At 63.0% G+C, this 17,539-nt stretch carries 22 protein-coding genes; 18 read left to right on the forward strand and 4 right to left on the reverse strand.

Annotated features, from left to right (window positions below; all coding sequences use genetic code 11):
* The first annotated feature begins 8 nt into the window (after nucleotides 1–8).
* Nucleotides 9–137 (forward strand): integrase core domain-containing protein, encoded by a 129-nt coding sequence (locus KUV45_RS20420; RefSeq protein ID WP_374107014.1) that lies wholly within the window; start codon nucleotides 9–11, stop codon nucleotides 135–137.
* A 31-nt stretch (nucleotides 138–168) separates the two neighbouring features.
* Here KUV45_RS20420 and KUV45_RS04600 read toward each other — a convergent pair whose 3' ends face one another.
* From KUV45_RS04600 to KUV45_RS04615, 4 genes are all read right to left on the reverse strand, one after another.
* A complete protein-coding gene (locus KUV45_RS04600; RefSeq protein WP_222164286.1) occupies nucleotides 169–645 on the reverse strand; it encodes a hypothetical protein in 477 nt (158 codons plus the stop codon).
* Nucleotides 646–1,100: 455 nt separating this feature from the next.
* Complete coding sequence (locus KUV45_RS04605) at nucleotides 1,101–2,882, reverse strand: DUF262 domain-containing protein (RefSeq protein WP_222164167.1); 1,782 nt, start codon at nucleotides 2,880–2,882, stop codon at nucleotides 1,101–1,103.
* 699 nt (nucleotides 2,883–3,581) lie between these two features.
* Nucleotides 3,582–4,652, reverse strand: a complete 1,071-nt coding sequence (locus KUV45_RS04610; RefSeq protein ID WP_222164168.1) for a phage portal protein — start codon at nucleotides 4,650–4,652, stop codon at nucleotides 3,582–3,584.
* Nucleotides 4,649–6,427, reverse strand: coding sequence for a terminase large subunit domain-containing protein (locus tag KUV45_RS04615; protein WP_222164169.1), 1,779 nt, complete (start codon nucleotides 6,425–6,427; stop codon nucleotides 4,649–4,651). The genes KUV45_RS04610 and KUV45_RS04615 overlap by 4 nt, the downstream gene beginning before the upstream one ends.
* A gap of 146 nt (nucleotides 6,428–6,573) precedes the next feature.
* Between KUV45_RS04615 and KUV45_RS04620 the strand changes: the two genes are divergently transcribed.
* The 17 genes from KUV45_RS04620 to KUV45_RS04700 all read left to right on the forward strand — a co-directional run bounded on the left by KUV45_RS04620 (nucleotide 6,574) and on the right by KUV45_RS04700 (nucleotide 17,326).
* Nucleotides 6,574–7,389, forward strand: a complete 816-nt coding sequence (locus KUV45_RS04620) for a GPO family capsid scaffolding protein (protein ID WP_222164170.1) — start codon at nucleotides 6,574–6,576, stop codon at nucleotides 7,387–7,389.
* A gap of 15 nt (nucleotides 7,390–7,404) precedes the next feature.
* The gene (locus KUV45_RS04625; protein ID WP_222164171.1) at nucleotides 7,405–8,415 is read left to right on the forward strand and encodes a phage major capsid protein, P2 family; all 1,011 of its coding nucleotides are present in this window, start codon (nucleotides 7,405–7,407) and stop codon (nucleotides 8,413–8,415) included.
* Between the two features lie 10 nt (nucleotides 8,416–8,425).
* A complete protein-coding gene (gpM, locus tag KUV45_RS04630) occupies nucleotides 8,426–9,172 on the forward strand; it encodes a phage terminase small subunit (protein WP_222164172.1) in 747 nt (248 codons plus the stop codon).
* A gap of 109 nt (nucleotides 9,173–9,281) precedes the next feature.
* A complete protein-coding gene (locus KUV45_RS04635) occupies nucleotides 9,282–9,752 on the forward strand; it encodes a head completion/stabilization protein (protein ID WP_222164173.1) in 471 nt (156 codons plus the stop codon).
* Nucleotides 9,752–9,961 (forward strand): tail protein X, encoded by a 210-nt coding sequence (locus KUV45_RS04640; RefSeq protein ID WP_222164174.1) that lies wholly within the window; start codon nucleotides 9,752–9,754, stop codon nucleotides 9,959–9,961. Before KUV45_RS04635 ends, KUV45_RS04640 begins: the two co-directional genes overlap by 1 nt.
* Nucleotides 9,962–9,975: 14 nt before the next feature.
* Nucleotides 9,976–10,320 (forward strand): putative holin, encoded by a 345-nt coding sequence (locus tag KUV45_RS04645; protein ID WP_222164175.1) that lies wholly within the window; start codon nucleotides 9,976–9,978, stop codon nucleotides 10,318–10,320.
* On the forward strand, nucleotides 10,317–10,589 hold the full coding sequence (locus KUV45_RS04650; RefSeq protein ID WP_222164176.1) for a phage holin family protein: 273 nt from the start codon (nucleotides 10,317–10,319) through the stop codon (nucleotides 10,587–10,589). The genes KUV45_RS04645 and KUV45_RS04650 overlap by 4 nt, the downstream gene beginning before the upstream one ends.
* On the forward strand, nucleotides 10,589–11,404 hold the full coding sequence (locus KUV45_RS04655) for an N-acetylmuramidase family protein (protein WP_222164177.1): 816 nt from the start codon (nucleotides 10,589–10,591) through the stop codon (nucleotides 11,402–11,404). Before KUV45_RS04650 ends, KUV45_RS04655 begins: the two co-directional genes overlap by 1 nt.
* Nucleotides 11,401–11,772, forward strand: a complete 372-nt coding sequence (locus KUV45_RS04660) for a hypothetical protein (RefSeq protein WP_222164178.1) — start codon at nucleotides 11,401–11,403, stop codon at nucleotides 11,770–11,772. Before KUV45_RS04655 ends, KUV45_RS04660 begins: the two co-directional genes overlap by 4 nt.
* A 105-nt stretch (nucleotides 11,773–11,877) precedes the next feature.
* Complete coding sequence (locus KUV45_RS04665) at nucleotides 11,878–12,360, forward strand: phage tail protein (protein ID WP_222164179.1); 483 nt, start codon at nucleotides 11,878–11,880, stop codon at nucleotides 12,358–12,360.
* The gene (locus KUV45_RS04670) at nucleotides 12,357–13,022 is read left to right on the forward strand and encodes a phage virion morphogenesis protein (RefSeq protein WP_222164180.1); all 666 of its coding nucleotides are present in this window, start codon (nucleotides 12,357–12,359) and stop codon (nucleotides 13,020–13,022) included. Before KUV45_RS04665 ends, KUV45_RS04670 begins: the two co-directional genes overlap by 4 nt.
* A gap of 78 nt (nucleotides 13,023–13,100) precedes the next feature.
* A complete protein-coding gene (locus tag KUV45_RS04675) occupies nucleotides 13,101–13,637 on the forward strand; it encodes a phage baseplate assembly protein V (protein ID WP_222164181.1) in 537 nt (178 codons plus the stop codon).
* An 8-nt stretch (nucleotides 13,638–13,645) separates the two neighbouring features.
* Nucleotides 13,646–13,975, forward strand: a complete 330-nt coding sequence (locus KUV45_RS04680) for a GPW/gp25 family protein (protein WP_224852165.1) — start codon at nucleotides 13,646–13,648, stop codon at nucleotides 13,973–13,975.
* Nucleotides 13,972–14,883, forward strand: coding sequence for a baseplate assembly protein (locus KUV45_RS04685; protein WP_222164183.1), 912 nt, complete (start codon nucleotides 13,972–13,974; stop codon nucleotides 14,881–14,883). The genes KUV45_RS04680 and KUV45_RS04685 overlap by 4 nt, the downstream gene beginning before the upstream one ends.
* Nucleotides 14,876–15,502 (forward strand): phage tail protein I, encoded by a 627-nt coding sequence (locus tag KUV45_RS04690; protein WP_222164184.1) that lies wholly within the window; start codon nucleotides 14,876–14,878, stop codon nucleotides 15,500–15,502. The genes KUV45_RS04685 and KUV45_RS04690 overlap by 8 nt, the downstream gene beginning before the upstream one ends.
* A gap of 18 nt (nucleotides 15,503–15,520) precedes the next feature.
* Entirely contained in the window at nucleotides 15,521–16,630 is a 1,110-nt protein-coding gene (locus tag KUV45_RS04695) for a phage tail protein (protein ID WP_222164185.1), read from the forward strand.
* 12 nt (nucleotides 16,631–16,642) lie between these two features.
* Complete coding sequence (locus KUV45_RS04700) at nucleotides 16,643–17,326, forward strand: DUF4376 domain-containing protein (RefSeq protein ID WP_222164186.1); 684 nt, start codon at nucleotides 16,643–16,645, stop codon at nucleotides 17,324–17,326.
* Nucleotides 17,327–17,539: the final 213 nt, after the last annotated feature.

Below are 17,539 nucleotides of genomic sequence, written 5' to 3' on the forward strand. Positions count from 1 at the left end.
AAGAATGCATCTGGCAGCACCGGTTCGAGTCGCTGGGCCAGGCCCGAGCGGTAATCAGCCGCTGGATCCGGTACTACAACGAAGAGCGGCCACATCAGTCTCTAGGCTATGTGGCACCCGATCACACCCGTTATTAGCGGCGTATGGTGTGCAGAAACTAGGGGGTCATTACAGCCTGGCTGACTCGAACTCGTTGAGCTCCACCGGCATCTTCCAGGCCGCGGCTGCGGTCTTGAGGATGATCCCCAGCCACACCACATCCTGGTTGATCGTCGAGGGCTTGATGCCGCTGCCGCGGCGCATCACCGCGTGCTCGATCAACTGCTCGCTGGTGAGTTCGGTGATCGCTACCCTGGAGATAGGAAAGCGGCGTAGCTGCTCAATGGTGGCGCGCTTGGAGCGTCCAGCGCCCTGGGCGAACTCGTGCAGGTAGCGCTCGATGGCGTCGTCCAGGGTCACGCCCTTCCAGCGGGCGAGCGTAAAGCCTCCTGGGCTGGCGAGTTCCACCTCTCTCCGCTTGCCCCACTCTTCGGCCATAGCCTTCTTCGGAAAGGTCCTGGTCTCCGAGTAGTCGGGCTGGCCGCGCCGAGCGATGCGGACCCGGACCAGATATGAGAAACTGCCGTCCTTTTTTCGGCGCTTCACTATTGTCGCCATCACCACACTCCAATGTGACAAATCCCCTCGGCGCCATGTGCCAAGAATGTGACAAGACACCGAGTAAAATACGGCAAAACCACTGTAAATATGTACAGATATGATTGAGAAGGCAACCCCCACAACCCGCATGAAGCCTGACATCCCGCGCCCCACGCTGGATAGAACTTTCTCAGTGGCGCCGATGATGGATTGGACAGATATACCCCTGGAATCAAGGGATAAAAACCTTTTGGTACAGTATGGGTACACCGTGTTCTGATGAATGTATGGCCATCTCATGCACCAGAATGACACCAGCAAACCTGAGAAACAGTCGAAATCAGGTCGTACGAATAGCCTCCGCGGGCATTATTCTGCGAAGCGCCACCCATGAGCGCTTCCGAGCGACAGCCTGTGCTTAGTCTGGCCGCCGCTCTCACGCTATTCCTATAGAAGATTACTTAAGAAAACCTTCTTACCACTGCTTGCTGCTGACTAAACCCTTGGACTTCAACTGTCGACGACCCCTGCCGAATAAATACAACATCATCAACAGTTGACACACTGTCTTGAGAAGGAACCCATATACAAAGAACAGACATCCCTCTATATTCTATACAGTCAATAGTACTTAGAACATCTCCTTTTAAGGAATCACTGAGACTTGAACTAGCAAAATAGTCAACAACCCTTCTCTTGTAGCCCTCTAAATCCAGACTAGAAAAACCGAGCTCCCTGTCAACACCCACCACAAACCTTGCCCCAACGGAAAGTGCGTTCACTCCATCAAGCTCTTCAATTATATTTTTTTGCCTTTCATCGTCAGAAACACCGACGAAAATTGCTCCACTAGATTGCGGCCCTATATTTGCAATTCCGCAAACAGTTTTAACCAACCTTTCAAGAAGGTCAAAATTATAGTTTCTTTCATGGCATAAGCTGACAAATCCTTGCTTGCACTCATACGCCGAAGTTTCCACTTTTGAACGCCTCAAGGCATTTTCAAACCTAAGAACGAGCCCAACTCCCTGCAACCCTGATCCTGGCTCACGTTCTTCAAAGAAATTTTGTATCAACCCCTTTGTTGCAGATATATTTTGCTCTCTCGGACCAGAGCGTATTTGCCCAGCCGCCACGTGAAGACGATCTTGCAAATTGCTCATTGACTCGATAATCCTATGGTTATCGTATGGGACCTTATTCTCCCTGACAACCAAATCATAAAATGCCATAAATACAGCATAAAATCCTGTTTTTATGGGATTTGCGCCTGACGATGGATGAATTATCCTGCGAAGTGCGTTATGCGAATCATCCACACTTTCCAAAACTGTTCTTATAATAGAAAAAGTCGACACAACAGCATTCTTTATAGCATCATCGCCATAAGAGTACAATTGAGCATTGATCCGCCTATACTCTTCCGCCTCAGAATCATAATACCTATCAAGAAGAGAACCGCTAAACGCAAACGGCTCATTCTCGAGAATAGAGATAACCAAATCTGCCACAAATTGCTCATCTTCAGCTTCACGCAATTGATTCCGCCGAAGGATGCCTTGTCGACACCAGAATGTATTATCTGCCCTCACCCCGTAATCAGGATCATCACCACCAACGTCAATACTTATCTGTGGCATTTCCGACAAATCAAGGAAGCTCGAAGAAGCATCCCCTCTAAGCTCAGAAGCGATCTCTCTCACTGTATTTGCGAATAAAGATATAACCCCAGCCTGTCTCTTTTCCTGCGCACTAAGCTGTCTTCCATATGCATTAATCCTCCCAAAAACTTCATTTACTGCATCTGGATCCACAGCCGGAAATTCAGTTATTGCAAATGTATACTCGAGAAGATTTGCGCACTGCTCGGCATCCAGCAGTCCAAACATTTCTCCTTTCACCTCAAAACCACCTTCTTCTGAGACTTGTTTAGCGCGAGCCGACTGCTCTATATCAAAATACTTTCCTTCAATATCAAACTTGTTCTCCATGAACGAAAAAACAGCATTAAGTCTTTGCATGCCATCAATTATTTCGTATTTTTTCACACCCTCTTCATCAACTTTCGTAGCCAGCAATATCAAGGGGATTGGATAGCCTGATAAAACGCTATCTATAAGCCTTCTTTTTTCTTCAAAAGTCCAAACAAGCTTCCTTTGATACTGTCGGTTTACTCTAAAATTCCCGTCGCTGTACTCACGATAAGCTTCTTGTACACTCATCCCGCGAGGTGTAACACTCATAAGTTCTCCCTGCATTCCCTAAAATTATTTATTTCCCGTAAAACTTATCCCATCGAGCATCACATAAAGACAGATCCAACTACATAAGTCCTTATGATAAGAAACCAAAATCAGGCCTAGAGTCAATGGATACCGAACCTTCGTCACCATAGCACACAGAGCGGGTGTACTTGGATCACGGTCAATGCGCCAATTATCCACTGTAGCAGTGCCTTTACTGCCAGCAGCAGGATACCGAGTGAAGAGGACGGGCATACCTCGGGTCCTGCCACCCTAACCACAGTCCAACGAATCAGAATGAACCGTCCTTCTCTCTAGAACCAGAGCCCCACATTCGTGAATGAATGCGTATGAAAACGCATAAATTAATGCCCCCTTATCACCGGCCCGAACCCCAGTAACGGCGCGGCCTCGCCCCCTCCTGCATGAGTGCATGAAAACCGACCCATTTAGAGCGCGGGCGGGGCGGGGTGACGATTGCGCGCGGCGGGGCGCGCCCGGGGTGGGGGCAGGTGGCCCCCTGCTGCTGCGTGAGGCGTTCGAACGGCAAAGCCGACACGGGGGCAAGGGAGAAGCGAGAAACGCTGAGCGCGCACCAACACGAATCTAAAAGCTATTACGACTTATTCAATAATTTTTGTATCGCGCGTAGACGGAAAGGCCGCCCGGGTGGGCGGCCTCGATCACATGGAGGGGGGCTTACTTGGTGGGGTCGAGCGGCAAGAGTTCAGCCTCGCCAAGCGAATAAGGCCGGAAGCGGATCACCTCTTCGCCGACGATCTCGTTGACCTCCTTGAAAGCTTCCTGGAGTGGCTCCAGCTCATTGGCGACGAACACCCTCGCCGCCTTCTCGACATCGCCGAACCCCGCCGTGTTCTGCGGCACGATGCCCATCAGCTGCGGCGGAATCCGGTGGCCCGCCAATTGGTCATCTCTCGTGATATTCTTAATGTTCCAGAAATCGTCCTTGGCGGCCACCTCGCTGATCGGGATGATCTGCACCCCATCTTTCTTGCCGCCCGGGCTGTAGAAGAACAGGTTGCGGAAGTTGCCCACCCCCTTCGATTCCTTGAGCGCCGTGCGCATGGCGTCGATGTCGTCCTGGTTGGAAGCCGGATCGCTGACATACATCACGAACCCGGCATGTGAGCCGTTCAGGAAGTACCGCCGGCGGAACAGGGTGGCGTTCTCGTTCAACCAGGCGCTCTGCAGACTGCCGATATAGTCAGGGACCCCGTAGAGCGCCTGATCGATATCGGGCTCGAGAATGTGCACTACCCTGCCCCGCGGGAGCTCGGTGCGATCTACGTAATTCGGCACCCACCAGTAGCGATCGGCATTCACGCCGCCACGACGCGTGTACTTGGCACGCAGATGCCGGAACGGTAGCAGCTTGCCGAGCCGTCCCCTGACCTCCTCTAGGTAGCCATTGCCGAACACCAGGTAGTCGAGAGCCAGGCCGCTGAACGCCTGGCGGCCGAGCAGCGGATGCGGCTTGAAGGTGCGCAAAAGGATGTTCCGCTTCACCTGGAGCGCCGAGCCATGATGCGCCGTTGCCCGGTAGCTCTTGGACAAGATCTCCAGTGGGATCGGCGGCTCGTACCATTCATCGGGTGAAAGCAACAGCCCCTCGTAGAAGATATCGCGCATCGACGTGACCGGCTCGGCGTCACCGAAAGTGAACGCTTCGGCTTTGGGCGCACTCGACACCGGCTGGTGCCGATAACCGGCCGGCAGCCGGATACGAGGCTTGGCGGCTGTCTCGCTCATTCGTAGATCTCCACTAGTGATTGCCCGGTACCCTCGGCGGGCCCGTCGATAGGTTCGTGGCTCAGTGCATGCATCGTCGCCCACGCCAAGTCGGCGTGACCCGTCGCCTTGCTCCGACCACTGGTATAGGTGTACTGGCGTCCGCTCGCGGTCAGCTCTTTCTTGATCGCCATGAAGCTCTGAGCGAGGTCCATCCAGCCTACGTCGAACTCGAGGCGCCCACGGCGCATGATCTGCTGCGCCTGCATGACCAAGCGCCCCTTGACCGCAGGGTCGTACCGAAAGCGAGTCAGGGTCGGGAACCACTTCGCCACATGCTCGGCCACCGCCTCACCCAGCCCGGTGATGTCGATGCCGATATGCTCGATGCGATAGCGATCACGGAAGCCCTTGATGAAGTCGGCTTGAGCCTCGTAGTCCTCGCCCTTGAGGCGGTGACGCTCCAACACCCTATGTCTCTCGTCGGCGTGGCGCGCCGGCAACACCACCACCAGGCCAGCGCCGTCGCCATCCTCACCGGTGCCCGTGGGGTCGTAGCCGAGCCATACGCCCCGATCCCCGACCGGGCGCGGCGCATGGGGCCTGTAGTCGCCCCACACCTCCCAGCTGTCGACCATGCACGGATGCACCAAAGACAGCGGGAACGCCGACTGGCTGTCATCGACGAACTGACACATCAACAGGTTGGCGAATTCCTCGTCGGAGTACTCGAGGCGCAGCTGCTCGAGGTCGAACAGATCGCAGCCACCGGCGATGGCGTCCTCGACGGTAACGATCTGACGCCACTGGCCATCCGGGCACACCATGCCCCGGGCCAGGGCGGCATGTGAGACATCGAACTCATGGCGCTCCGACTTCTTCCGGCGCTTGTTGAACATCTCTCCCGACCAGAAGGGATAGGCCTCATGGCCCAGGCTCGACGGGGTCGAAAAGTAGGTCTGGCGCCACTTCTTGTGCATCGCCATCCCGCTGGTCACCTTGCGGAATTCGGCGAACCGGTGAATCCAGAAGTACTCATCCAAGTACGTATCACCGTGATAGCCCTGCGCCGTCTTGCTGTTGGTGCCGAGGAAATGCAGCTCCGCGCCATTGTCGAGCACGATCGGATCACCTTTCAGATCCACATCGGTGATCTCTTTCACGAACTGGATGATGTAGTTCTTGAAGATATGGGCCTGTGCCTTCGAAGCGGAGAGAAAGATCTTGTTGCGACCGCTCTCGAAGGCGTCGACGATCGCCTCCCGAGCGAAATACCAGGTGGCGCCGATCTGACGGCTCTTGAGAATGTTCCTGATCCGGTGCTTCTGGCCGGCATCGTGCCACTCGACCTGGTAGTCGAAGAGCGAATCCAGGAACGCCGCCTTCAACGCCTCGACCTGCTCCTCGTCGAGATGATTCCGTCGCGGCTTACGCTTTCGCGGGGCCTCGTTCCGGGCCTCGATGTTGGGATTGAGATCCGCCTCTCGGCCGGTCTGCTCATACTTGCGAACCCGGGCCAAGCGTTCGAACTGTCGGCCAAGGAGGTCGATCTCCTTGTAGTCCTTGCCTTCCTTATCGGGCTTGGCGATCAGTTGCACCATCCGCGCCTCGAGCGTCTGTTCCACACGCTCGATGGGCGCCGCGGCGTCCCAGTTGTCGCGGCTCTTCCAGCTGTGCACCGTGGCCGGCTTCTCACCGATGTACTCGGCGATGCGCGCGACTCGCCAGCCCTGCCAGTACAGGTGGCGGGCCGTCAGGCGAGGCGATTCTGTGAGGTCGGGGGGCATCGTAGTCATGCCGCCAGCGTATCCGCGCGCGCGTCTCACGCGCGGGGGATGCCTCTGTAGGAGAGACACTTACAGGGCCCAGGCATTGAGGCACCGGCGGCCGACGCGGAACCTGACGGCAACGATCGCCACCGCAACCCAGCCGAGGAAGCCACATGCCCTGGTTCCGAGTCGCCACCCAAGGCGCAACCACCGACGGTCGCGAGATCTCACGCGAGTGGATCGAGCAGATGGCCGGCAACTACGACCCCAAGACATACGGCGCCCGTGTCTGGATGGAGCACATGCGCGGCCTGTTCCACGACGGCCCCTTCGCCGCCCTGGGCGACGTCACCCGCGTCAAGGCCGAGGAAGTCGAGGACGGCAAGCTGGCCCTCTTCGCGGAGATCGACCCGACCGAACGGCTCAAGGAAATCAACCAGCAACGCCAGAAGGTCTACACCAGCATCGAGGTCAATCCCTCCTTCGCCGATACCGGCGAGGCGTATCTCGAAGGCCTGGCCGTGACCGACTCGCCGGCCAGCCTCGGCACCGAGATGCTCAAGTTCTCGCGCCAGGCCGGCAAGGATTCGCCGCTGGCGGCGAAGAAACAGCATCCCGACAACGTGTTCAGCGAGGCCGTCGAGATCGAGCTCGATTTCACCGAAGACCCGCCCGAGCAGAAAGGCCCCAAGCTCACCGAACGGGTCAAGGCCATGTTCAGCCGTCACGACGCCAAGACCGCCAAGGGGTTCGAGGCCTTCCGCGCGGAGCTGGAAGAGACCCTCGAGCTGTTCGTGCAGCGTCATCAGGCCATGTCCGAGGATCTCGAACAGCGCCCGAGCGCCGAGGCCTTCTCCGAGTTGAAAGAGGCCCACGACGAGACCAAGCGACGCCTCGACGAGCTCTATACCCAGCTCGACAACACCCCCGACACCCCGCCCCGCGGAACCGCCACCGGCGGCGGTGACGCCGTACTCACTGACTGCTGATAAGGACCGCCGCCAATGCGCAACGACACACGCATCGCCTTCAACAAGTACCTGGAGCGACTCGCCCAGCTCTCCGGCGTGCCCAATGCCACCGAGAGCTTCGCCGTGGAGCCCAGCGTACAGCAGACGCTGGAAACCAAGATGCAGGAATCCAGCGAGTTCCTCAGCCGTATCAACATCATCGGCGTCGACGAACTCAAGGGCGAAAAGCTCGGGCTCGGGGTCTCCGGACCGATCGCCGGCCGCACCGACGTCTCGGTCAACGACCGCACCCCACGCGACCTCTCGACCCTCGACGCCAACGGCTACGAGTGTGTCAGCACCGAGTTCGACACCTTCCTGCCGTGGAGCAAGCTCGACGCCTGGGCCAAGTTTCCCGACTTCCAGGCCCGCGTGCGCAACGCCATCGTCCGCCGCCAGGCCCTCGACCGGATCATGATCGGCTTCAACGGCACCAGCGCCGCGGTGGAGTCCGACCGCGCCTCCAACCCGCTGCTCCAAGACGTCAACATCGGCTGGCTGCAGAAGTACCGCACCGACGCCCCGGCGAGAGTGCTCTCCGAAGTGGTCGCCTCCTCCGGGCAGGTCACGGTAGGCAGTGGCGGCGACTACGCCAACCTCGACGCCCTGGTCTTCGATGCCGTCAACGAGATGATCGAACCCTGGTACCGCGAGGACACCGGCCTGGTCGCCATCATGGGTCGCAAGTTGCTCGCCGATAAGTACTTCCCGCTGATCCAGCAGCACGCCGAGACGCCGACCGAGGCTCGGGCGCTCGACATGCTGGTGAGCCAGAAGCGCGTCGGCGGCCAGCAAGCCGTGCGAGCCCCCTTCGTTCCGGACGATGCCATCCTCATCACCAGCCTCGAGAACCTGTCCCTCTACTGGCAGCGCGGCAGCCGTCGCCGCTATCTGAAGGACAAGCCCGAGCGCAAGCGCGTGGAGAACTACGAGTCCTCCAACGACGCCTACGTGGTCGAGGACTACGGGTTCGGCTGCCTGGTCGAGAACATCACCTTCGTCTGAGGAGAGACCGATGGCTGAACAGAAAGGCCGCACCAGCCCTGCCCGCCGCCACTACCAGCGCGTCACCGCCGCCAGGGCGGCGGGTGACGCCCTCCCGGGTCGTCCGCAGACTGGCCCGCAATACGAGATCCACGCCGCCGCCCTGTGGGAAGCCCGGCAGACCCTCAAGGGCATCAAGTCCGTCGAGGCCAAGGTCGCGCGCAAGCGGGAGCTCCTGCCCGAATTCGAGGCCTATGTCGATGGGGTACTCGCCTCCGGCAACGGCGCCCAGGACGACGTGCTGGTCACCATCATGCTGTGGCGTCTCGACGTCGGCGACCTGACCGGAGCGCTGGCCATCGCCGAGTACGCGATCACCCACGGGCTCGACACCCCCGATCGCTTCGAGCGTGACACGCCATCGCTCATCGCCGAGCAGGTCGCCGAGGAAGCCCTCAAGCGACTGCAGGCCGCCAAGGGTGAGGACGAGCAGCACGACGCCGGCGAAATCGCCGCGCACCTGGTCATGCACCTGGCACGCACCGAGGCCATGACGCGCGACGCCGACATGCACGACCAGGTGCGCGCCAAGCTGCACAAGGCCCTCGGCTACGCCTACCGCGACAAGGGCAACAGCATCCACAAGGCCCTCGAGCACCTCCGTCGCGCCCTCGAGCTCAACGACAAGGCTGGGGTCAAGCGAGACATCGAACTGCTCGAGCGCCAGGCCAAGCAGCAGCAGAACGACGGCGGCCGGGCCTCTTCACAACAGGCCTGACCGTCCAACCAAGTCGCACGCCGACGCCAAGGGGGCGCCGGAATAGAGCGGATGCTCTCTCCTGGGTCACGCTCGAACTCCGGCCCACCCCCTTCCTATCGAGGCCGCCATGTCACTCATCGCCGCCGGCTACAACACCGAGCCCGAGCCGCCCGCGCCGCTCGAGAACAACGGCTTCTGGCCACCGGTCGACCCGGCGGACTTCCGCCAGGCCGAGCGCATCGCCGAGGCCATCACCCCCGCCCGCGTCGAGGTCGCCCTGAGCACCGCCATGGCCGATATCAACCGGCAGCTGCGCGCCTGGCAGGCCGAGCAGCAAGCGGCCGGCGCCGTCACCATCGCCGACGTCGCCCCGCCCGGCTGGCAGGCCCCCGGCGTCTACGGCTTGCTGTATCGCCGCGCGGTCTATGCCACCGCCCTCGCCAGCCTGCTCGAGCGCTACCGCGATGCGTCCGCCACCTCCGAGGGCGACGAACGGGGCGAAGCCAAGGACTTCGCCGCCGATGACGCCCGCCGCGACGCCCGCTGGGCCGTCGCCGAGATCCAGAACCGCAACCACACCGTCGTGGAGTTGATCTAGTGCACACCGTCCGGGCCCATCAGGGCGAGACCCTCGATCAGCTCTGCTACCGAGTCTTCGGCAGCACCGCCGATATCACCGAGCGGGCCTTGCGCCTCAACCCGGGCCTCGCCGAACTCGGGCCGAAGCTACCGGAGGGCACGCCCATCCTGCTGCCCGACGCAGAGCCGACCACCCATCGGCTCGACACCGTGCAGCTGTGGACATAACGCAGAGGAACCCCATGGCCGAGCCCAATACCGCCACCGCCGCCGCCACCGCCTCGCTGACCGCCGCCCTCATCGGGGTGCTGCCAGGCATCGACGCCAATGCCGTCGTCGGCGCCTTCTGCGGCGCCACCCTCTTCGTCATCAGCGCCAAGGACCTCGGCATCCTGGTTCGCATCGCCTACCTGATGATCAGCTTCTGCATCGGCTACCTGGGAGGGCCGGCCATGCTCGGCAACATGCTCGAGCATTCCGCCGTGGCCGCCTTCATCATGTCCGCCGTCACCGTAACCGCCGGGCTACGGGCCATCGAGGGGGTCAAGACCCTCGACATCAAGGCCTGGCTAGGAGGCCGCAAGTGACCATCGCCGAACTCGTCATCGTGGGCGCAGCCCTGGTGATCATCGTGCGTCTGCTCACCTTCCGTCGCCGCGGTAAGCGCATCCGCCGCGGCGTCTCCGTACTCGCCTGGCTGCTGATCTCGGCCAGTGCCTGGATCATCGCCAGAACCGTCACCGAGGGACACCCCGACGCCTGGTGGTTCGCCCTCCTCATGGTCGCCATCGCCACCCTGGTACTGCGCGCCGACGGCAACCTCGCCCACCTGTTCCACCCACACCGGAGGCTGTAATGCTGCTACGTCAGGGAGATCGCGGGTACCGGGTCACCAGCCTGCAACACGCCTTGAACCGGCACCGCGCCGGGCTCATCGTCGACGGCATCTACGGCCCGGCAACCGCAGGTGCCGTGCGCACCTTCCAGCGCCTCGCCGGTCTCGTCGTCGATGGCATCGCCGGACCCAAGACTCGTCGCGCCCTGCAGCGCATCGAGCTCGGCGGTGACCAGCTCGGCCAGGCCGATCTCGTCGCCGCCGCCGAGCGCCTGGCCGTCGAACTCGCCGCCATCATGGCCGTCAATGAAGTCGAGTCCCGTGGCCAGGGATTCCACGTCGGCGGCCCCCGCGATGGCGAACCGGTGATCCTCTTCGAGCGTCACATCATGCGCCGCCGGCTCATCCACCACGGCCACAACCCGGTCCCCTTGCAGCAGCGACACCCCGACCTGGTCAATGACAAGCCCGGCGGCTACCTCGGTGGCTACAGGGAGCACGATCGCCTCGAGCGCGCCGCCACCCTGCATGAGGCCAGCGCCCTCGAGTCCGCTTCCTGGGGCGCCTACCAGATCATGGGGTTTCACTGGCAGCGGCTCGGCTACGCCGGCGCCGAGGCCTTCGTCGCCGCCATGCGGGAAGGCGAGGCCGCCCAGCTCGACGCCTTCGTGCGCTTCATCGAAGCCGACCGCGCCCTGCACGCCGCCCTGCGCCGCCACGACTGGACCGACTTCGCCCGCCGCTACAACGGTCCCAACTACGCCATCAACGACTACGACACCAGGCTCGCCGCCGCCTATCGCCGCCACAGCGCCGCCCTCGAGGAGGCGGCATGACCCGCGCCCGCCTGGCCGTCCTCGTCCTGCTGCTGGCCGCCAGCCTATTCGCCGGCTGGCAGGCCCGCGGCTGGTACGAGCAGGCCAACCGCCTGACCGCCGAGCGCGTGGCACGACAGGCCATCGACGCCGCCATGGCCCGCGAATCCACCATCGCCACCGCCGTCGAGGCTCGACTGGCCGAGCTCGAGGCCAGCGAGCGCGTCATCGACAGGGGAGTCATCCGTGAAATCCAGCGTCCCGTTTATCGCCGCGTCTGCCTTGAGCCTCGCCTTGTCCGCCTGCTCAACGACGCCGCCGCAGGGCGAGCGCCCGATGCAGCGCAGCTTGATGCAGCCCTGCCCCGAGAAGCTGCCCCCGCTGACTGACGGCACCGGCGGTGACGTCGCTCTCACCATGTCCGCCTGGGCGAGTCAGTATCACCGCTGCGCCGCCCGGCACAACGGTCTCGTCAAGGCCCTGGAGACGCCCCAGTGATCAAGCTGCAATCGCTACGCCGGCACCTGCTCGACAGCGTTCCCGCCCTGGCCGAGAACCCCGATCGCCTGCGCACCTACATCCCGGAAGGCCGCATCCGCTTTCATCGCGGCCAGCACCTCAGCCATGAGTACCGGGTCACCGCCGAGGTCATCATCATCGGCCACACCGGCAGCACCGATGCCGTCGTGATCCCCCTGCTCCAATGGCTGTCGCATTACCAGCCCGACCTCGACCCCGAAACCGCCCTGCGCTTCTCGGCCGAGGTCATGAATGACACCGAGGTCGACCTGATCTTCTCGGTGGAGCTCACCGAGCGCGTCGTCGCCCTGGTCAACTGCGATGCAGGCCGCATCGAGAGCGAGCACCGCATGCCGGAATTTCCCATCGATGCCTGTCCGGCCCGGCATTGGCAGCTCTTCGCCAAAGGCCCGGGCGACGGCGGGCATGAACTGGAAAGCGAGTGGGATTCGCCGTGACGCAAGACGATCTCGAACTGCTCGAGGGCTGGGTCGCCCCCCTCTTGGCACGCCTCAGTGCCAAGGAGCGCAAGGGACTCGCCCGTGAGATGGGCCTCGCCCTGCGCAAGAGCCAGCGCGACCGCATCAAGGCACAGAAAAATGTCGATGGCTCACCCTATGCCCCGCGACAGGGAGCCAAGAAGGTACGTCGGGCCCGCCGGCGCCTGCGCTTCATCTACCAGAAACCCGGCCACGAGCCGGAAGAGCGTGAGATCGTCCACTGGATCGCCACGCCGGAAACCTATTTCGGCTTCGACGAGCGGCGGGCCGGCGACCTGCGCACCTTCAAGAAAGTCCGCATCGTCCGCTTTCTCGAACGCGACCTGACCCCCGTCGCCCGCCCGGGCGCCAGGGGCAAACGCAGTCCCAACAGCCAGATGTTTCAGAAGCTGATGACCGCCCGCTACATGAAGATCGACGCCACGGCATCGGGCGTGGCGGTCGGCTACGAGGGGCGCATCGCCCACATCGCCCGCATCCACCAGGAGGGCCAGACCGGCCAGGTCAACGCCTACGTCCGCCACGACTACCCCGAACGCGAACTGCTCGGCGCCACGCCGGACGACATCGAGCTGCTCTACGACATGATCATTCGCCACCTCGACATCCCGGAAGGGTGAACCCGGCAGCCTGTAAGTCCCCGACCGACAGCCCCCGCCACTACCACGCCCGCGAGCGACCGCGACAGCATGAGCGGCATGAACAACGTCGCCGAACTCCTCCGCCTGCTCCACAACCTGATCCGCCTCGGCACCATCGCCGAGGTGGACCACGCCGCCGCGCGCGTCCGCGTCCGCTCGGGCGAGCTGCTCACCGCCTGGCGCCCCTGGATCGAGTGCCGCGCCGGCACCACCCGCAGCTGGAACCCGCCAACGGTGGGCGAGCAGGCGGTGCTGTTCTCCCCCGGGGGCGACCCGGCGGCCGCCGTGGTGCTGACCGGCCTGTATCGCGACGCCCACCCCGCCCCGGCCGCCAGCGCCGACCTCTGGCGTGTCGTGCTGCCCGACGGCGCGGTGATCGAGTACGACCACGCCGCCAGCCACCTGGCGGCCACCTTGCCCGGCTCGGCCACTATCACCGCCCCCGGCGGCCTGACGATCCACGCCGACACCGTCATTAACGGCACCCTGGCCGTCAACGGCGCGAGCCTCACCCACAACGGCACCAACGTCGGCGACAGCCACACCCACGGTGGCGTCGAATCCGGGCCCAGCAACACAGGGGCGCCCAACTGATGACCGGCATGAACGCTACCAGCGGCCGCACCCTCGACGGCCTCGAGCATATCCGCCAGAGCGTGCGCGACATCCTCACCACCCCCATCGGCAGCCGGGTGATGCGTCGCGAGTACGGCAGCCTGCTGCCCGAGCTGATCGATGCCCCGCTGAACGACGCCACCCTGCTCCAGGCCTATGCCGCCACCGTCATGGCGATCATCCGCTGGGAGCCGCGCATTCAGATCACCGCCGTGCGTCGCTCGGTCAGCACCGGCCAGCACGGCGCCGCCACCATCGAGATCGAGGGCCAAACCCGCCAGGGCGATCCCATTCAGCTCGAGGTATCCCTCCCATGAGCGGCACCATCGACCTCTCCCAGCTCCCCTCACCGGCGGTCGTCGAGTCCCTCGACTACGAGGCCGTGCTCGCCGAGCGCAGGGCCGCGTTGCTCGCCCTGGTGCCGGCCAGCCAGCATGACGAGATCGAGGCCACCCTGGCGCTGGAGAGCGAGCCGCTGACCAAGCTGCTCCAGGAAAACGCCTACCGCGAACTGCTCTGGCGGCAGCGCGTCAACGAGGCCGCCCGCGCGGTCATGCTCGCCTACAGCCAGGGCGCCGACCTCGACCAGCTGGTCGCCAACTTCGAGGTCCAGCGCCTGGTGATCGCCCCCGGCGACCCCGACGCCACCCCGCCGGTGCCACCCACCCTGGAGAGCGACGCCGACCTGCGCCTGCGCGCCCAGCGCGCCTTCGAGGGGCTGAGCGTCGCCGGCCCCCGCGGCGCCTACGTCTACCATGCGCTCAGCGCCGACGGACGGGTCGCCGACGCCACCGCCATCAGCCCCAATCCCGCCGAGGCCCTAGTCACGCTGCTCAGCACCGAGGGCGACGGCACCGCCGACCAGGCGCTGATTGACATCGTCGACGCCGCCCTCTCCGCCGAGGACGTGCGCCCCGTGGGCGACCGTCTCACCGTGCAGTCCGCCAGCATCACCCCCTACAGCGTCGACGCTACCCTCTACGTCTACCCCGGGCCTGAGCAGGAGCCGATCCTCGCCGCCGCCCAGGCCGCGCTGGATGCCTACGTCAGCGCCCAGCGGCGCATCGGCCGCGATATCCGCATCTCCGCCCTGCATGCCGCCCTGCACGTCGAGGGTGTGCAGCGCGTCGAGCTCGCCGCCCCGCTCGCTGATGTCGTCCTCGACGATACCCAGGCCGCCCACTGCACCGGCACCACCGTGGTGATCGGGGGCAGCGATGAGTGACGACCGCCGCCCGCTGCAGCCGCCCAACGGCACGCCCCTCGAGCGCGCCGCCGCCGAGGCCTTGGCCGAGATCCAGCGCGTGCCGGTGCCGTTGCGCGATCTCTGGCGACCAGCCACCTGCCCGGCCCACCTGCTGCCCTACCTCGCCTGGGCGTTTTCCGTCGACCGCTGGGACCCCACCTGGTCCGAAGCCGCCAAACGCGAGGTCATCGCCTCGGCGTTCTACGTCCACCAGCGCAAGGGCACCATCAGCGCCCTGCGCCGGGTCGTCGAGCCTCTGGGCTACCTGCTCGACGTCATCGAGTGGTGGGAGACCGTGCCCACCGGCACGCCCGGCACCTTCGCCCTGCAGATCGGCGTGCTCGATACCGGCATCACCGACGAGATGTATACCGAGCTCGAGCGCCTCATCGACGGCGCCAAACCGCTCACCCGCCACGTCAGCGCCCTCGACCTCGCCGGCGAGAGCCGCGGCACCACCTGGCTGGCCGCCACCGTCTACGACGGCGACATCACCTCGGTCATGCCCTTCGTCGCCGAAGAGACCGAGGTCGCCGGCCTGATGTACCTGGGCGCCGGCACCGACAGCACCGATACCGCCACCGTCTACCCGCTCTGATAGCAAGAGGAGCCCCGCATGCCCCAGTTCTATACGATTCTCACGGACGTCGGTCAGGCCAAGATCGCCAACGCCCTCGCCCTGGGCCAGACCATCGATATCACTGAGTTGGCCGTCGGCGACGGCGGCGGCAGCCTGCCCACCCCGGACAGCAGCGCCACCGCCCTGGTCAACGAGGTGCGCCGCGCGCCGATCAACACCAGCCACGTCGACAGCGCGAACCCCACCTGGATCGTCGTCGAGCAGGTGCTGCCGCCCGACGTCGGCGGCTGGACCATCCGTGAGATCGGCATCTACGACGTCGACGGCGACCTGATCGGCATCGGCAACTACCCCGAGACCTACAAGCCGATCCTCAGTGAGGGCAGCTCGCGCACCCAGACCGTGCGCTTCGTGATGGAGGTCTCCGACACCAGTACGGTGACGCTCAAGGTGGATCCCTCAGTGGTGCTAGCCACTAGGCAGTATGTGGAGCAGCAACGCCTGGCACATGAGCAAAGTCGTAACCATCCCGCGGGCACAGAGGACGCGCTGGGGATGCTAGAAATCGCCGACGAAGCAGAAGCATTAGCGGGCGCAGATAACGAAAGGGCGATGACGCCGAAAATGGTACACGGCGTGGTCAGCGAGACGCTGACCGGCGCAGTCCATGCATTCCCTATGACCACCCCGCCACCTGGGTTTCTAAAAGCCAATGGCGCCGCTGTCAGTCGAGCAGCTTACGCCAAACTATTCAGCAGGATTGGCACAGTGTTCGGTGCGGGCGATGGATCAACAACGTTTAACCTGCCTGATCTGCGCGGGCAATTCTTACGCGGTTGGGATGACGGGCGTGGAAAAGACTCTGGCCGCGCACTGGGTGCAGATCAGGAAGACGCTTTCATGCGTCACGATCACTACCTGCCGACCAGTACAGGCGGGCGAGTCGATCCTAACGGCCCCGGATCCTGGGCCATTGAGGATTACACCGCCAGCCATGATGGTGGGTGGAAGAAATTCGCTGGTATCAACAATGCACCCTATACAGGCTTTACAGTTCAAACATTCGACTACGGAACGAAAGGATCCAGCGACAGCGGCGAGACCCGACCTACTAACGTTGCGCTCCTGTTTTGCATCAAATACTGAGGTAACAGCATCATGATGGCATACAGCTACCATCCAACGACGGGCGAATACGTAGGGCATCAGATGGCTGACCCTGACCCTATGCAACCAGGCAACTGGCTTTTCCCGGCCTATTCGACCGATATTGAACCGCCGACGATTGGGAAAAACCAGACTGCTGTTCATGATGATGAAGCCTGGTCGCTGGTTCCTGATTGGCGCGGGTATCAATACTGGCTCGCCGACGGTACCGATCATGAGATCACCGAACTTGGTATCGAACCACCAGACGACGCCTTGAGCGAGGCTCCGCCTGAGCCCGCCGAGCACCTCGCGGCCCGCAAGCGCGCCGCGATCGCCGCCGCCCTTGCCGCCGAGCTCGCCGCCGGTATGCCTTATACCCTGCCCGACGGCACCGCCGACGTGGTGCAGATGCAGGCCGAGGATCGCCAGAACCTGATGGGCCTGGCCATCGAGGCACGCGACCTGGTCGCCGCCGGCGAAACCGGCGCAGTCCAGGAGTTCCGTGCCCAATCCAACACCCGCTACCCCATGACCCCGGACGAGGTCATCGCCATGACCGATCAGGCCATGGCCCACTACAAACAGCTCCTCGAGCACAGCTGGGACCGCAAGGACACCATCGCCGCCGCGCTCGCCGACGAAACCTTGACCGACGACGAAAAGCGGGCGGCCATCGAAGCCGTAACCTGGTAAGGCGCCCCGCCACCCACTAAGCCCGCCGCCCGGCGGGCTTAGTTCTCGCTCCCACGAACGCCCCCCACGCCCAGCCGCCCCCTCTGTAGGACCGCCACTTACAGGGCCAGCCCCTCGCCCCTCGCTCGCACACGCGCAAGCATGGCCACACGTCATGCATCGACAGAATCCGATCACCTGCGCAGGAGCTCCCCATGGCCCAGGACTACCATC

The sequence above is a fragment of the Halomonas sp. DP3Y7-2 genome (assembly GCF_019800795.1).
Lineage (GTDB): Bacteria > Pseudomonadota > Gammaproteobacteria > Pseudomonadales > Halomonadaceae > Halomonas > Halomonas litopenaei_A.

Bases quoted from the DNA above. Each gene is read 5' to 3' on its own strand.
- KUV45_RS04675 (WP_222164181.1), top strand. From the start codon at position 13,101: ATGAACAACGTCGCCGAACTCCTCCGCCTGCTCCACAACCTGATCCGC.
- KUV45_RS04695 (WP_222164185.1), top strand. From the start codon at position 15,521: ATGCCCCAGTTCTATACGATTCTCACGGACGTCGGTCAGGCCAAGATC.
- gpM (WP_222164172.1), top strand. From the start codon at position 8,426: ATGGCTGAACAGAAAGGCCGCACCAGCCCTGCCCGCCGCCACTACCAG.
- KUV45_RS04635 (WP_222164173.1), top strand. From the start codon at position 9,282: ATGTCACTCATCGCCGCCGGCTACAACACCGAGCCCGAGCCGCCCGCG.
- KUV45_RS04655 (WP_222164177.1), top strand. From the start codon at position 10,589: ATGCTGCTACGTCAGGGAGATCGCGGGTACCGGGTCACCAGCCTGCAA.
- KUV45_RS04610 (WP_222164168.1), bottom strand. From the start codon at position 4,652: ATGAGCGAGACAGCCGCCAAGCCTCGTATCCGGCTGCCGGCCGGTTAT.
- KUV45_RS04615 (WP_222164169.1), bottom strand. From the start codon at position 6,427: ATGACTACGATGCCCCCCGACCTCACAGAATCGCCTCGCCTGACGGCC.
- KUV45_RS04690 (WP_222164184.1), top strand. From the start codon at position 14,876: ATGAGTGACGACCGCCGCCCGCTGCAGCCGCCCAACGGCACGCCCCTC.
- KUV45_RS04605 (WP_222164167.1), bottom strand. From the start codon at position 2,882: ATGAGTGTTACACCTCGCGGGATGAGTGTACAAGAAGCTTATCGTGAG.
- KUV45_RS04685 (WP_222164183.1), top strand. From the start codon at position 13,972: ATGAGCGGCACCATCGACCTCTCCCAGCTCCCCTCACCGGCGGTCGTC.
- KUV45_RS04680 (WP_224852165.1), top strand. From the start codon at position 13,646: ATGAACGCTACCAGCGGCCGCACCCTCGACGGCCTCGAGCATATCCGC.
- KUV45_RS04645 (WP_222164175.1), top strand. From the start codon at position 9,976: ATGGCCGAGCCCAATACCGCCACCGCCGCCGCCACCGCCTCGCTGACC.
- KUV45_RS04625 (WP_222164171.1), top strand. From the start codon at position 7,405: ATGCGCAACGACACACGCATCGCCTTCAACAAGTACCTGGAGCGACTC.
- KUV45_RS04620 (WP_222164170.1), top strand. From the start codon at position 6,574: ATGCCCTGGTTCCGAGTCGCCACCCAAGGCGCAACCACCGACGGTCGC.
- KUV45_RS04700 (WP_222164186.1), top strand. From the start codon at position 16,643: ATGATGGCATACAGCTACCATCCAACGACGGGCGAATACGTAGGGCAT.
- KUV45_RS04660 (WP_222164178.1), top strand. From the start codon at position 11,401: ATGACCCGCGCCCGCCTGGCCGTCCTCGTCCTGCTGCTGGCCGCCAGC.